Raw genomic sequence first — 13,705 nt, 5'->3', positions numbered from 1 at the left:
CGTCTCGCCGCCGCCCGTCCGGTGAGGTCCGCCCTACCGCGCGCGCCAGCAGGATTCATCCATGAGCAGCATCCTGGTCATCAACGCCGCGGGTCGCGAGACGCGCGTCGCGCTCGTCGAGGGCGGACACATCGCGGAGTTCTACCTCGAGCGTAAAAAGGACAAGGGCGTCGTCGGGAACATCTACAAGGGCCGCGTCGTCCGGGTGCTCCCCGGCATGCAGGCCGCCTTCGTGGACATTGGCCTGGAGAAGGCCGCGTTCCTCTATGTCAGTGACGTCGTCTACGACCCCGACTTCGCGCGCGCGCAGTTCGAGCTGACTGAAGGCGAGCACGAGGATGCGCCGGACGTCCCGGATGAGACCGAGGCCGAGGCCGCGGAGGCCGCCGCCCGGCACGCGCCCCGTCACGTGGCGTCGGAGCCGGAGGACGCCCACTTCGAGCCCGCCGCGGCGTCCACCGAGTCGCTGCCGCGCGACACCGCCCTGGAGCTGGCCGCCAACGCCCCGTCTGTGACGCCGCCGGGCGCGGAGACGCCGGCGGCGCCCGCGGAGGAAGCGCCGGCAGCCGGGGCGGAGGCAGGGGTGGCCGCCGAGTCGGCCGCGCAGCCCGTCACGCCGGAGCAGATTGTCGCGGTCGAGCCGTCCACGGCAGCGCCCGTGGAGGCGGCGCCCGCACCGGTGAGTGGCGAGGCCGTGGCCGCGCCCTCCTCCGAGCCGCAGGTGACCGAGGCCGCCGTGGAGCCGGCCGCGCAGGTGGAGTCGCCCGAGGCGGCGCTGGCCGTGGCCGCGGCGTCCGAGCCCGCCGCGGTCGCGGTGGAGACGCCCGTTGAAGCCGCCGTGGAAGTGGCCGAGGGCGAAGCCACCGGTCTTCCCGTCGAGCCCCCTCCCCCCTCGGCCGCCGCGCTGGGAGACATCATCCCCTCGCCCGCCGCGGAGGGCGCCCAGGCGGCGAAGCCCTCCGAGGTCTCCGGCGAGCGCCGCACGCCGCGCGAGGCCCGTGAGGCCCGTGAGCCCCGGAGCCGGGAGAAGGAGCGCGGCGAGAAGGAAAAGGGCCGCCGGCCGCAGGAGGAGAAGCGCCGGGGCGACAAGCGCGACGACGACAAGGAGAAGGTCAAGCCGCGCCGCACCGACAAGATTGAGGACCTGCTGAAGGTGGGCCAGGAAGTCGTCGTCCAGATTTCCAAGGACCCCATCGGCACCAAGGGCGCGCGGCTCACCTCGCACATCTCCATCCCTGGCCGGCACCTGGTGTTCATGCCCACGGTGGACCACGTAGGCATCAGCCGCCGCATCTCCAACGAGAAGGAGCGCCGGCGTCTGCGTGAAGTCGTGGACCGCCTGCGCCCGCCCGGGACGGGCTTCATCGTCCGCACCGTCGCGGAGAACGTGCCGCAGGAGAAGCTCGAGAGCGACATCCGGTTCCTCATCGAGGTGTGGAACCAGGTGGTGCGCAAGAACGAGAAGCGCGGCGGCCCCGGCCTGCTGCACCCCGACCTGGACCTCATCCTACGCGCCACGCGCGACCTCTTCGCGCACGACGTGGAGAAGCTCGTCGTCGATGACCGCGAGGAGTACGAGCGCATCCTCGGCTTCGTCACCGCGCAGGACCCGGCGCTGCGAGACAGGGTCGCGCTGCACGAGGGCGACGACACCGTCTTCGACGCGTACGGCATCGAGCAGGAGCTCCAGCGCGCCACCCAGCGCAAGGTGTGGCTGAAGAGCGGCGGCTACCTCATCATCGACCAGGCCGAGGCGCTCACCGCCATCGACGTCAACTCGGGCCGCTACGTCGGCAAGAAGAGCCTCGAGGAGACCATCACCAAGATCAACGTCGAGGCGGCCAAGGAGATTGTCTACCAGCTCCGGCTGCGCAACATCGGCGGCATCATCATCTGCGACTTCATCGACATGGAGAAGGCGCAGAATCGCGACAAGGTCTTCAAGGCGCTGCAGGAAGCGCTGGGCCGCGACAAGGCCAAGACGAACGTGCTGCGCATCTCCGAGCTGGGCCTCGTGGAGATGACGCGCAAGCGCGTGCGCGAGTCCATTGGCCGCATGCTCCACGAGGACTGCCCGTACTGCGACGGCAACGGCTTCGTGAAGACGGCCACCACCGTGGCCTACGAAATCTTCCGGGAGATTCGCCGCGAGGCGCCGGGCTACAAGGACTCCACGCTGGTCATCAACTGCAACGCGGAAGTGGCGCGCCTGCTCCAGGGCGAGGAGCGCAACGAGCTGCGGCACCTGATGGACCGGTACAACAAGTCCATCCAGGTCAAGGCGCAGCAGAACTACCACCGCGAGCAGTACGACATCTACGGACGCTCGGCCTCCGGCCCGGAGCACAAGGTGGCCTCGTCGCCCGGCTCGGGTGATGGCGAGCTGGCCATGCAGCAGCGCAAGCCCGACAGCAATGGCGGAGGCTTCGGCCGCCAGGAACAGGGCCGCCGCGGCGGTGGTAGCGGCGGAGGCAGGGACCGGGGCGGTGAGCGCGGCGGCGAGCGCAACGAGCGCGGTGAGCGGGGCGGAGAGCGTCGCGAGGGCCGCCGCGAGGGCCGTGGGGGGGGAGAGCGTCCCCGGGGTGGCGAGCGGGGCGACCGTTCCGAGCGAGGTGGGGAGCGAGGAGAACGCTCCGAGCGCGGTGGCGAACGCTCCGAGCGCGGCGGCGAGCGGGGCGAGCGGGGTGAACGCTCCGAGCGCGGCGAGCGGCGTGGAGAGCGCGGCGGCTCGCAGAACGCGTCCGGTGGAGGCGAGAGCGCTGGTGGCTCGACGCCGCCTCCGTCCTCGGGTGGTGGTTCGGAGCCTTCAGGCGGCACGACCTGAGTTCTCCTTCCGCCGTGTCAGTCGTCGGCGCCCTGCCCTCCCTGTGGATTCATGGACGGGGCTGGGAGCCGGCGGCGGGGCCTGGCGGAAGTCGCTGGCCGGTGCACACCAAGCCCCGCTCCGTGTCGGCTTGTGTACGCTGGCCAGCTACCTCGAACCGGGGTGGGCTGGCCCTGGCTGCCGTGGATTCGCTAGCGTGAGCGTCCATGCCCCAAGGCGGCTCCCGCCTCACGGGCCGGCCATGTCACACGGATGATGTCCACACGCTCCGAGCACGTATCGCCCCTCCTGGGGCCACGTTCCCTCCGCCTCCGTCAGGCCCGCGCCTGGCGCGGCCGGGCCTCGTGAGGGAACTGGTGAAGCTGACGCCGCTGCCCTGGCTCCGTCACCTCCGTGAGCGGCTGTCCACCCAGGCCACCCGGCTCTGGGCGCCCGTGCGGCACACGCCCGTGGGGCTGTTCGCGACGGACACCTTCCTGGCCGCGAAGACGGTGGCCCAGGGCTTCCGCGGGGAGAACCTCCGGCTCCGTGCCGCCGCGCTGACCTACGTCAGCATGTTCTCCCTGGTGCCCCTCCTGACGGTGGCGCTGGTGCTGTTGACGGCCTTCCACCAGGAGGAGTTCAAGGAGAAGCTGCGCTTCGTCGTCAGCGAGGTGCTCAACCCCGGGGTCCGCGGCAAGTCCTCCCAGTTCCTTGACCGCTTCCTGAACCCCACGCACACCGTCGCCATGGGCAGCGTGGGCTTCCTGGCGGTGCTGCTGTCCGCCGGCTCGCTGCTGCGGCAGCTCGACGGCGCCGTCAACGAGCTGTGGGGCATCCGGAGGCAGCGGCCGTGGCGCATCCGGCTGCTCATCTACTCGGGCCTCCTGCTCGTGGGGCCCTTCTTCCTCGCGCTGTCCTTCTCCGGAACGGGCAAGGTCCGCGTCTTCCTGCAGAGCCACGCGCCCTACGCCAGCGCCTTCATCCTGCTGGGCACCACGCTCGTCACCGTGACCAGCCTCACGCTGCTCTACTATTGGACGCCCTATGCGCATGTCCGCGTCCGGTCCGCGCTCGCCGGAGGACTGGTGGCCGGCCTGGGGTGGACGTTCGCCAAGCAGGTGTACGCCGCGTTCGCGGAGCGCAGCTTCCAGTACAACCCCCTCTACGGCTCGCTCGGCGCGCTCCCGTTGTTCCTGGCCTGGGTCTACGTGAGCTGGCTGCTGGTGCTCTTTGGCGCCCGGCTCTCCTATGCCGTGGAGCACACCGCCTTCCGGCACTCCCTCTTCGCCTTTGGGAGCCACCCGCGCGCGCACGAGCTGGTCGCCGCCCGCGTCGCCCAGGAGGCCACCCTGGCCTGGGTGGACGGACTGCAGCCTCCCTCGCCCCGTGAGCTGGCGACGCGGCTGCGCGTCCCCGAGTCGCTTGTCCACGAGGTCGTCGACCGCATGGTGGCCGCCGAGCTGCTGGAGCGCCTCCGCAAAGGGGGCCTGCGTCCCGCGAAGGACCCGGCTGCCCTCACGCTGGCGGACACCACGCTTGCCGTGCACGGTGTGATGCTCACCGGGGGCGCGGAGGGCTGGAGCGGGCCACGGGCGCCCGGCTTCGAACAGATGGAGCCCCTCTTCCAGGCAGCTGACTGCGCCGGGGTCGACCTGCTACGTCGCACCCGATGGCTGGACCTGGTGGTGCCGCTCCGTCCAGGACTGGCCGAGCCTGCTCCCGCACCACCGCCCAGGGTGGCCGCAGGGGGAAATCCGTAGAGGTTCTGGGTGGTTGGAAGCTCACCCTGCTTGCACGAAGGAAGTGTTCTGTTATGTTTTCAGGATTCGACCACGGGCCAGAGCGCCCTGTTTCCAAGGGGTCACCGGGTTTGCGGGAGCGTCCGATGCTCAAGTCCGATCTGATCAACATCCTCGTGGCCAAGAGGGGCGTGACGCAGAAGCAGGCTGAGGCCACCGTCGAGACGATTTTCGAGTCGATGAAGGATGCCCTCTGCCGCGGCGAGAACATCGAGATTCGCGGGCTCGGTGCCTTTCACGTGAAGAACTACCAGGGCTACCAGGGCCGCAACCCGAAGACGGGCCAGGTCATCCCGGTGAAGCCCAAGCGCGGCCTGCTCTTCCGTACGGGCAAGGAGCTGCGCGACCGCGTCAACCGTCCGGCGCCCCAGCAGGCCCAGACGGAGCTGCCCTCGCTTCCCGAAAGCAAGGGGCCGGGCAACACGGGCACGGGGCTCTAAGCCCAGCTCCGTCAGCGCCCCACCGCCACCGGCGACAGCCGACCGATGGGGCGAATCTGTAGGGCTCCGTCCAGTTCGCCATAGGTGAGCACCGCGACCTCCGGGAATGCGCCCTCGCACAGCCTGCGCAGGGGCCGCCGGACATCCGGAGCGGTGAGCAGCACGGCCCGTCCCTCGGTGGCCACCTGACGCACGCCTTCGAGGATTTCCGCCACCCGCTCCGGGTCGGGCGCCAGGCCTCGCGGGCCCATGCCGCGCAGCACCTCTTCCACCTCCGGGTCCACGAGGTACGCGTACAGCGGCCCGGTGGGCGCGAACTTGTGGCTGAGGTAACGCCGCAGCGCCTGCCGGCAGCGCTCCGCGAGCGCGACGGCATCCCCTTCCGTCGTCGGCGACACCAGCGCCTCCAGGATGGCTCGCAAGTCCCGGATGCTGACGCCCTCTTGGAGCAGCTTGCGGAGCACGTCCGTGAGCAGCGGCAGCGGCACCTTCTGCAGCGCCTCCTTCACGAGCACGGGCGCCTGCGCCTCCAACCCCTCCAGCAGCCCCTGGACGTCCTGCAGCCCCAGCAGGTCCGCGGCGCGGACCCGCAGGATGGCGCGCACGTGGTCCGCGACCAGCTCACCCGGACGCCGCAGCGGCACTTGCGCCGTCTCCAGCAGGACTCGCGCCGACTCTGGAATGCGGCTGATGACCTTCCCACTCGAGGGCTCCGTCGCGGCCTCCGCGCTCACCTGAAGGAATGCCAGCTCGTCCGGAGGCGCCAGCGCGTAGAGCGCCTCGGGCAGCACCTGCCCTCCGCCCGCCGGGACTTCATCCACCAGGACGCGGTACTCACCAGGCCCCAGGTAGGCGGCCTGCGTGCGCACCCGGAGGCCTGGCACCCGAACCCCCAGCTCGAAGAACAGCTCGTCCCGCACGCCGTTCAACGTCTTGTGGACGAAGGCGGAGCCCTCCGCTTCCGCCAGCACCGTCAGGTCCAGCGCCAGGTCCAGCGTGAGCGGGGAGACCCCCACGGGCGACGCTGCACTCTCCGGTGGCGCTCCCGCCGCGCCAGGCGCCACGCCCTCCTCGGGCGCGCCGGCCTTCTCTTCGACCTTCGAGCCACCCGGCCGGCTCAGCACGTGGCCCAGCCCGCCCAGGCCTCCCGCCAGCAGCAGGAACGTCACGTGCGGCATTCCCGGCATCAGGGCCAGCGCGACGCACAGGCCCGCCACCACCCAGAGCGTCCGCGCCTCTCCGAAGAACTGGGCGCCAATCTCCGCCCCCAGCGTGTCGTCCTCCTTCTCAGAGGCGACCCGGGTGACGACGAGGCCCGCGGCCACGGCGATGCACAGCGAGGGGACCTGGGACACCAGCCCGTCACCAATCGCGATGAGCGCGAATGTCGACGCCGCCTCGGCCAGGGGCATGCCTCCCTGCAGCACACCAATGACGGTTCCTCCGAGCAGGTTCACCGCGACGATGACCAGGCCCGCAATCACGTCCCCCTTCACGAACTTCATCGCGCCGTCCATGGCGCCGAACATCTGTGACTCGCGCTCCAGGTCCCGCCGCCGGCGCCGGGCTTGCGTCTGGTCGATGGCGCCCGCGCGCAGGTCCGCGTCGATGGACATCTGCTTGCCGGGCATCGCGTCCAGCGTGAACCTCGCGGACACCTCCGCCACCCGCTCCGCACCCTTGGTGACGACCAGCAACTGCACCAGCGTGAGGATGGCGAACACCACCGTGCCCACCACGTAGTCGCCTCGGACGACGAACTCACCGAAGGCCTCGATGACGTCTCCCGCGTGCCCCTCCGCGAGCGCGAGCCGTGTGGAGGACACGTTGAGCGCCAGCCGGAACAGCGTGGTGAACAGCAACAGCGTGGGGAACGACGTCACCTGCAACGCGTCCCGAGCACGCAGCGCGGACACCAGCAGGGCCACCGCCGCCGCCAGATTGACGGCGAGCCCCGCGTCCAGGAGCCACGCGGGCAAGGGGATGATGAGCGCGCCCAGAATCGCTGCCATGGCGACCGCCAGCACCACGTCCGAGGAGCTTCGGGCCTTCAGCAATACCTTCATGAGGGGGTTCATGACGTCTGTCTCCGTGGATGGCCGTCCAACTCCCGCGCGTCCATCGCCGTGCGCAGGACGACCGCCGCCGCCTGGTACAGCTCCTCCGGAATGGGCTCGCCCACGTCGTAGTGGATGAGGCTGCGTGCCAGGGGAATGTCCCGCACCACCGGAATGCCGAGCCGGCGTGCCTGCTCCCGCAGGGCGAGCGCATCCCCTTCCCGGGCCTTCGCCACGAGGTAGGGCGCCTCGCATTCGTCGACGTCGTAGCGGAGCGCGACCGCGATGTGCGTGGGGTTGACGACCATGGCGGTCGCCTTTTGCACCCCACGTGCCGCGCCGCCCTGCGCGAGCTGACGATGCTGGGCCTTCCGATGGCCCTTGTGCCTCGGGTCGCCCTCACTCTCCTTGTACTCGCGCTTCATCTCCTCGCGAGTCATCATCAGGTCCTTGAGGTGGCGCCGCCAGGCCAGCGCGTAGTCCCCCACGCCCAGCACCACCATCAAACAGGCCAGCCGGCCCGCGAGCCCGGACACGTGCGCGACCACCAGGCGCAGGCCCTCCGTACCACCCAACCACGCGGTCTTCATCGCGTCTGGGGCAGACGCCTCCGCATCGCTCCAGACGAGCGCCCCCACGAGGCAGACAATCAGCAGCGTCTTCGCCAGCTCCACCCAGGGGCGCCAACTGAAGAGCCGCTGCACGCCCGCCACGAGACTGATGCGCTCCAGCTTCGGCTCGACATGCTGGAGGTCGGCGTCCAGGCCCACCGTGGCCAAGGACACGAGCAACGCAGCGGCGAACGCGCCTCCCAGCACCGGGCCACAGAAGCGCGCGGCAATCCAGAGGCCTTCCTGCCACGCCCCAAGGTCCTGCTGTCCAAGGAAGAGGTGCTCGGTCCAGGCCTGGAGCCTCGCCATGCCCACCGGAGCGGCCTCCGTGAGCCCGAACAAGCCACCCGCCGTCACCGCGCTGGCGTTCAGCAAACGGCTGCGGGGAAGCTGCCCCTTGCGCCGTGCTTCACGAAGGCGCTTCGCGCTGGGCTTCTCCGTCTTCTCCCCACTCACCGCGCCACCTCCCCCAGCAGCGACAGCGCGCCTTCCACGGACAGGACGCCCGCCAGCAGCCGCTCACACAGCACGCCCGTCCCCAGCCACAACAAGGCGCCCCCGCCCAGAATCTTCAGCGGCGCCCCCACCTCCTGCAGATTCACCTGCGGTGCCGCTCGCGAGGCCATGCCCAGGAAACAGTCCACGGTCAGCACCGCCGCCGCGATGGGCGCCCCCACCGCCAGCCCCGTGGCCATGGCCGCGCCCGCCAGCAGGACGACCTGCAGCGTGGCCGCCTCGGTGGGAACGAAGGCGCCGAGCTTCACCACGCCGAACCCGCGTAGCACGCTGGAGATGACGAGCGGCCACATGCCGCCGGAGACCACCAGCGCCACCAGCAGATGGTAGAGCCCCTCCCCCGCCGCGGACTCACGACTCCCCGCCAGGGGCAGGCTCGCCTCGGCGGAGGTGCCACGAAGCAGGTCGATGAAGCGGCCCCCCATGCGCGCGGCATCGAACGGGAGTGCCGCGACCAGCCCCACGGACGTGCCGTAGAGCAGCTCGCGTATCACCAGGCCTCCCAGGGCCACCGAGGACGTGACGGGCGCATCGAGCGCCACGCCCGCCTCCACCCGGAGGAAGAGCGACAGGGACAGCACCAGGGCCAGTCGGACCATCGTCGGCGTGGCCTGTCCGCCCAACAGCGGACACAGGAACGTCATGGGCAGCAGCCGCGCGGCACACAGCGCCACCACGACGATGTCCGGCCCCAGTGACTCGAGCCACGCGCGAAGCGGCTCCAGGTTCATGCCGCGACCTCGGAGATGAGCATCAGGAGCTGGTGGGTGAACCGCGTGAGCTGCCCGGCAATCCAGGGCCCGGCGAGGACCAGCGCCAGGACGGCCGCGCACAGCTTGGGCACCACCGACAGCGTGGACTCCTGAAGCTGGGTGGTGGCCTGGAAGAGGCTCGACAAGAACCCCACCACCAGGCTCGCGCCAATCGGCGGCAGCGACGCCATCACCATCAACAGCAGGGCCTCACGTCCCAGGGTGAGGAAGACGTCCTGGGTCATTTCGTCACCGGTAGCCGAGGATGAGGCCCCGCGCGAGCAGCGACCAGCCATCCACGGCGACGAAGAGGAGAATCTTGAAGGGCAGGCTCACCTGACTGGGTGACAGTGTCTGCATGCCCAACGCGAGCAGCACGTTGGCGATCACCATGTCCAGCACGAGGAACGGGAGGAAGACGAGGAAGCCAATCTGAAAGGCTTCCTTCAGCTCGGTGAGGACGAAGGCCGGAATGACGACGAAGAGGTCCGTCTCCCGCACCGCCTCCAGCTCCTCCACCGGCCGCAGCTCGCGCGCCAGGTCCACGAAGCGCGCCCGCTCCTCAGCGCTCCCGTGTTTGACCAGGAAGGCGCGCAGCGGCTCCGACACCCGGCTCGCCGCGGAGAGCATCTCCGCGCCGGAGCCCGACGCAACCTCGGCGTAGGCCACCTGCCCCGCGTCATACATGCGCTCCATCACCGGGGCCATGATGTGCCCGGTGAGCACCGCCGCCAGGCCCGTCAGCACGATGGTGGGCGGCGCCTGCTGCGTGCCCATGGCCGAGCGGGCCAGCGACAACACGACGGCAATCTTCGAGAAGCTCGTCAGCATCAGCACCGCGAACGGCAACAGTGACATCACCGCGAGCATGCCCATCATCGACAGGGGACTGCCCGCGTACGACATCCGCGACAGTGAGCGCTCCGCCGCGGCGGCCACGGCGGGGACCAGCAGGAGCGCTCCCAGCAAGCCGTGGCTCATGGCCCCTCCCGCCTGCCCCGAATCGTGCGGGGCATGGGCCGCCGGGCCTGCGCCAGGACACGGCCGAATTCCGGCGCCGGTGATGCCGTCTCGCGAATCTCCGCGAACGCGTCACCGAAGGCCACCAGGTAGCCGCGCCCATCCACCTCCACGAGCGCCACACCACACCGCTGCGACAGCCCCGCTCGCGACACGACAGTCAGCCGTGGCGCCGAGGCTGCGCCCGTGACGACAGCGCCCCGCCGGTGCCACCACCACCCCAGCACGGCCAGCGCAACAGCGCCCAGCAGCCACCGCGCGACCACCGTGGTGGAGACCCCAGCCACCGGGCCCAGCACCGCCAACCCGAGCACCAATGCCCCCGCCAACAACAAGCGCGAGCGCGGCGAATGTACGAAACGCTGTGCATTCATGACGGGACTCACGGCAGCAGCGCCAGGACGCGGGCGCCGACCTCGCCCTCGATTTCCACCAACTCGGCGCGGGCCACCGCGCGGTCTCCCACACGCAGCACCACCGGCTCACTTGCGTTGATGTGCAGGGGAAGCAGCGCGCCCGGCTTGAGCGCCGCGAGCTCCGACAGGGGAATCATCACCCGCGTCAGCTCGATTTCCACATCCACGGGCAGCGGAGGCATGCCCTCCTCCTGCTTGTTCACGGCCACCATGTCCGACTCCTGGGGAATCCCGCGCCCCTGCGCGCGGGTCAGTGAAAAGCCCTGGGCGAGGAAGTCTCCCGAGAGCGCGAATCCGCGCGTCACCAGCCGGCCCGGCCCGAAGAGCTGGCCGGACTGCTTGCGCACGCCTTCGAAGACGACGACGTCCCCCTCCACGAGCGCGTCCACCGCGTTCGCGGACAGCGGCGTCTGGCCGACGAGACACCGGGCCTCCAGCGAGGCGGCCAGCACCTCTGTCGCGATGCCCGACGCACGCTCCACCGGAAGCGCCTGGAACACCGTCTGGACCACCTGTGACGGCAGCAGCAGCCGCGCGCCCGCGCGCGACTCGCCCACCGTCACCATCAACTCGATGCCCACCAGCGGCTCACGAGGGTCCAAGCGCGCCACCACGTCCGACCTGGACATCGTCACGCCCGCGAGCCGCGGCCCCAGCCACGGAGCTGCCCCGCCCGCCGCCCGCGCCGCGGAGAGCGCGACTAGCAGGACATAGGCCAGCGTCGCCTCCTCCAACCGGGCCAGCTCCGTCACCACGCCGGGCCGCTGCCCCGCGCCAGCGATGCGCTCCAGCCCCATGAAGGCGAGCGCGGGCTCCAGCTCCAACACCGCCGTCCCTCCCACCGCCGACAGCTCCAGCAGCGCGAAAATCGCGGGCTCGCCCAGTCCGGCCGAAGGCGAGACGACGGACTCCAGAAAGCGGGCCTCCGCGTGTACCGAACAGCCGAGCTCCCGCGTCAGGGCCGTCGTCACCGCCTCCAGCGCATTCCGCCCGAGGCTCGCGGCCTGGGGGCGCTCCGCGAGCACGAGGTGCGCCCGAGTCAGCCGGCGCCTTCCCAAGCGGCGCAGGGGGCGGACCTTCCGGCTGGAGGCGTGTTCGATACGGGTATTCATCCATGGCTCCGCTGCTGCATCGGGACGCACCCCACCTGTGCAGGCCCCCCGCCAGAGGCCAGGCTCGTGGAGTCGCGGGGTTGGGAGGGCCAGGCATCCGCGCGCGGGACGCCGGGTACGCGGGCCGGGACGGCGCCGCTGACAGACTCAGCGCGTGGCCTCGCGAATCAGGCGCTCGGCCAGCGCCCCCTGCGCCGGAGGCGCCTCTGACGCCTGCTGCGCCAGACTCGCATCGGGAAACAAGGTCCGGTGGTATGGAGGCAGGCGCCGGAAGATTTCCCGGCGAAGCATGGGCGGCGCGTCACTCATGAGGCGCCGCAGCCGGGCAGCGGCATCCGCTCGCTCGCCGAACTCCACCGCCACCTTCGCCTGTCGCTGCGCGGAGGGCAGCGCGGACAGTCGCTGGAGGTGCTCCCGCGCACGCACCGCCGATTCCTCGCCCAGCTCGCCCAGCAGGGCGCCCGCCCGCTCCCGCCCCAGCACCCACGCGACGAGCGCGAGGCGTTCGAGTGGAATCGGCAAGGGGCCCACGAGACGGGGCACCTCCTCGGTCGGCGCAGCCGCCCTGACGGACGCGGAGCTCCGACCGGGCCGAGGCTTGCGCCCCACGCGTGTCACTTCCATGCGTTCGCGCCCCATGGACCGCTCACGCCACCTTCCGCGCCGGTCCCGGTGACAACACGGGCCGTGCCGGTCCAGGCGGCGCGGACGGAGTCGGCGTCCGGTCGCGGTAGTGCCGCATCCGGAGCGTCACCAGCACCAGCGCCACCGACAGGCCCGTCACCATGAGGCCCAGCACCGCCAAGAGGGCTCGCAGTCGGGTCAGCGGCGACACGCCCACCACCGTCGGAGCCTCTACTCGGGTGGAGACCTCGTCCACCAACAGCGAGACGGCTTCCGGCGACAGGCCCTCCACCCCCCCCGAGAGGAGGACCTTCAACGTCTCGGAGGATTGCCGCACCCGCGCCGCATTACCCGGCGCCACGCGAAGCAGGGCCGACGCCTTGGATGGACCCGGGGCCTGTCCCACCCTCGGCGGCGCGGGCACCACCAGGTGGACGCGCGCCAGCAGCACCCCTTCCACCGCCTGGAGCGTCTTCTCCAAGCTCCGCTCCATCACCCTCACGCGGCAGACGCTCTCCTCCAACGGCGTGCGCACCAGCCCGCCTCCGCCGAAGACGTCACACCCCACCTCCTCCTTCGGCCTCGGCAAGCCGAGCTCCGACAGGATGCGGACCGCGTCCGAGGCGTGCTCATCCGCCACCTCGATGGACCACGCAGGCTTCTTGCCCGCCTCGGGGACCTTGCGCGCGTCGAGCCCTCGCTCGACGAGCACGGCTTGAAGCTCGTTGGCCTGCCGCTCATCCAGGCCATGCTGGATGCGCTCGCGGCAGGCCGTGACGCTCACGAGCAGGAGGACGAAGACAGCGCGACGGAAAAGCGAATGCATCGGGTGCTCCTCAAACCTGGGTCTGGAGGACCTGCTTGACGCCGCCGGTCGCCTTCTCGACGACCTTGCCGGCGAGGTCGAGCTCCTGGCTCGCCCGGTAGACATGGGCCTGCAACGCGAGCAACTCCGCGGGCGTGAAGCTGCGGCCGGACTGCGCCAGCTGAAGGATGTGGTCCAACCGCTTCTGCGCCTGCCCCACCCTGTCCAACACCTGCGCCGCCTGCTGCGCTCGCGCCGCCTGCACCGAGTCCACCCGGGTGCCCGGCTTCACGTCCGCGCAGCCCGGCGCGGCGGGGCCCACGCCCTCGGCCCGGGAGACACCCCGCGGCGCCGCCGTGGGGGCGGGCTTCGGAGGCCCCTCCGTGGCCACCGGAACCCCAGGGCCCTTCGCGGGCCCCGTCACCTCATCCAACACCTTGCTGAATCGCTCCCGGCTGGGCTCCACCGCGGGCGACGCGCCCACTCCTCCCACCGGCCCCAACGTGTCCATGGCCATGGCTGGTGTCGCTCCTCAGCGGATGTTGTTGATGGCCGCCTTCGCGGAGTCGTGGCGGACCTTCATGATGTTGGAGACAGCGGTGTGCTCGCGGCTCTCCTTCTGCATCTCGTTCTGGAGCTGCAGGTAGGCCATGTTGAACTTCTGGCCCTCCGCGGCGAGCACCTTCTGCGCCTCCAGCAGGTCCCACGCCTCCTGGTTGCCCGCCGCGGCCCCCGCGCCCGCCGCGC

Annotated in this window: 13 protein-coding genes and 1 pseudogene; 3 read left to right on the top strand and 11 right to left on the bottom strand. The window is 70.9% G+C overall.

What is annotated here, in order from left to right:
- The first annotated feature begins 61 nt into the window (after nt 1–61).
- The 3 genes from HV826_RS23600 to HV826_RS23590 all read left to right on the top strand — a co-directional run bounded on the left by HV826_RS23600 (nt 62) and on the right by HV826_RS23590 (nt 5,045).
- Nucleotides 62–2,824 carry an Rne/Rng family ribonuclease gene (locus tag HV826_RS23600; RefSeq protein ID WP_176419265.1) on the top strand — a complete coding sequence of 921 codons (2,763 nt, stop codon included), beginning with the start codon at nt 62–64 and terminating at the stop codon, nt 2,822–2,824.
- Nucleotides 2,825–3,168: 344 nt separating this feature from the next.
- Nucleotides 3,169–4,566, top strand: coding sequence for a YhjD/YihY/BrkB family envelope integrity protein (locus tag HV826_RS23595; protein ID WP_176419264.1), 1,398 nt, complete (start codon nt 3,169–3,171; stop codon nt 4,564–4,566).
- Nucleotides 4,567–4,691: 125 nt separating this feature from the next.
- Entirely contained in the window at nt 4,692–5,045 is a 354-nt protein-coding gene (locus HV826_RS23590) for an HU family DNA-binding protein (protein ID WP_163782702.1), read from the top strand.
- Between the two features lie 11 nt (nt 5,046–5,056).
- On the opposite strand, the gene HV826_RS23585 is transcribed toward HV826_RS23590, so the two are convergent.
- The 11 genes and pseudogenes from HV826_RS23585 to HV826_RS23535 all read right to left on the bottom strand — a co-directional run.
- Nucleotides 5,057–7,123 (bottom strand): flagellar biosynthesis protein FlhA, encoded by a 2,067-nt coding sequence (locus HV826_RS23585; protein WP_176419263.1) that lies wholly within the window; start codon nt 7,121–7,123, stop codon nt 5,057–5,059.
- Nucleotides 7,120–8,169 (bottom strand): EscU/YscU/HrcU family type III secretion system export apparatus switch protein, encoded by a 1,050-nt coding sequence (locus HV826_RS23580; protein WP_176419262.1) that lies wholly within the window; start codon nt 8,167–8,169, stop codon nt 7,120–7,122. Before HV826_RS23580 ends, HV826_RS23585 begins: the two co-directional genes overlap by 4 nt.
- The gene (locus tag HV826_RS23575; RefSeq protein WP_176419261.1) at nt 8,166–8,960 is read right to left on the bottom strand and encodes an EscT/YscT/HrcT family type III secretion system export apparatus protein; all 795 of its coding nucleotides are present in this window, start codon (nt 8,958–8,960) and stop codon (nt 8,166–8,168) included. Before HV826_RS23575 ends, HV826_RS23580 begins: the two co-directional genes overlap by 4 nt.
- Nucleotides 8,957–9,226, bottom strand: a complete 270-nt coding sequence (locus tag HV826_RS23570) for a flagellar biosynthetic protein FliQ (RefSeq protein WP_011555600.1) — start codon at nt 9,224–9,226, stop codon at nt 8,957–8,959. Before HV826_RS23570 ends, HV826_RS23575 begins: the two co-directional genes overlap by 4 nt.
- 4 nt (nt 9,227–9,230) lie before the next feature.
- Complete coding sequence (gene sctR, locus HV826_RS23565) at nt 9,231–9,962, bottom strand: type III secretion system export apparatus subunit SctR (RefSeq protein WP_176419260.1); 732 nt, start codon at nt 9,960–9,962, stop codon at nt 9,231–9,233.
- Nucleotides 9,959–10,375 (bottom strand): hypothetical protein, encoded by a 417-nt coding sequence (locus HV826_RS23560; protein WP_176419259.1) that lies wholly within the window; start codon nt 10,373–10,375, stop codon nt 9,959–9,961. Before HV826_RS23560 ends, sctR begins: the two co-directional genes overlap by 4 nt.
- A gap of 8 nt (nt 10,376–10,383) precedes the next feature.
- Complete coding sequence (gene sctQ / locus HV826_RS23555; RefSeq protein WP_255208260.1) at nt 10,384–11,529, bottom strand: type III secretion system cytoplasmic ring protein SctQ; 1,146 nt, start codon at nt 11,527–11,529, stop codon at nt 10,384–10,386.
- 147 nt (nt 11,530–11,676) lie between these two features.
- Nucleotides 11,677–12,060, bottom strand: coding sequence for a hypothetical protein (locus HV826_RS23550; protein ID WP_368670977.1), 384 nt, complete (start codon nt 12,058–12,060; stop codon nt 11,677–11,679).
- Between the two features lie 115 nt (nt 12,061–12,175).
- A complete protein-coding gene (locus tag HV826_RS23545; RefSeq protein ID WP_176419257.1) occupies nt 12,176–12,979 on the bottom strand; it encodes a flagellar M-ring protein FliF in 804 nt (267 codons plus the stop codon).
- Between the two features lie 10 nt (nt 12,980–12,989).
- Nucleotides 12,990–13,475 (bottom strand): ATP-dependent helicase HrpB, encoded by a 486-nt coding sequence (locus HV826_RS23540; RefSeq protein ID WP_176419256.1) that lies wholly within the window; start codon nt 13,473–13,475, stop codon nt 12,990–12,992.
- A gap of 15 nt (nt 13,476–13,490) precedes the next feature.
- Nucleotides 13,491–13,705 (bottom strand): annotated as a pseudogene (locus HV826_RS23535) (hypothetical protein); the annotation flags it as partial.

The organism is Myxococcus sp. AM010 (assembly GCF_013372585.1).
In the GTDB taxonomy this organism is placed as follows: Bacteria; Myxococcota; Myxococcia; order Myxococcales; family Myxococcaceae; genus Myxococcus; species Myxococcus vastator.
The sequence above is the reverse complement of the archived record's forward strand: the minus strand, read 5'-3'. Positions and strand labels throughout refer to the sequence as shown.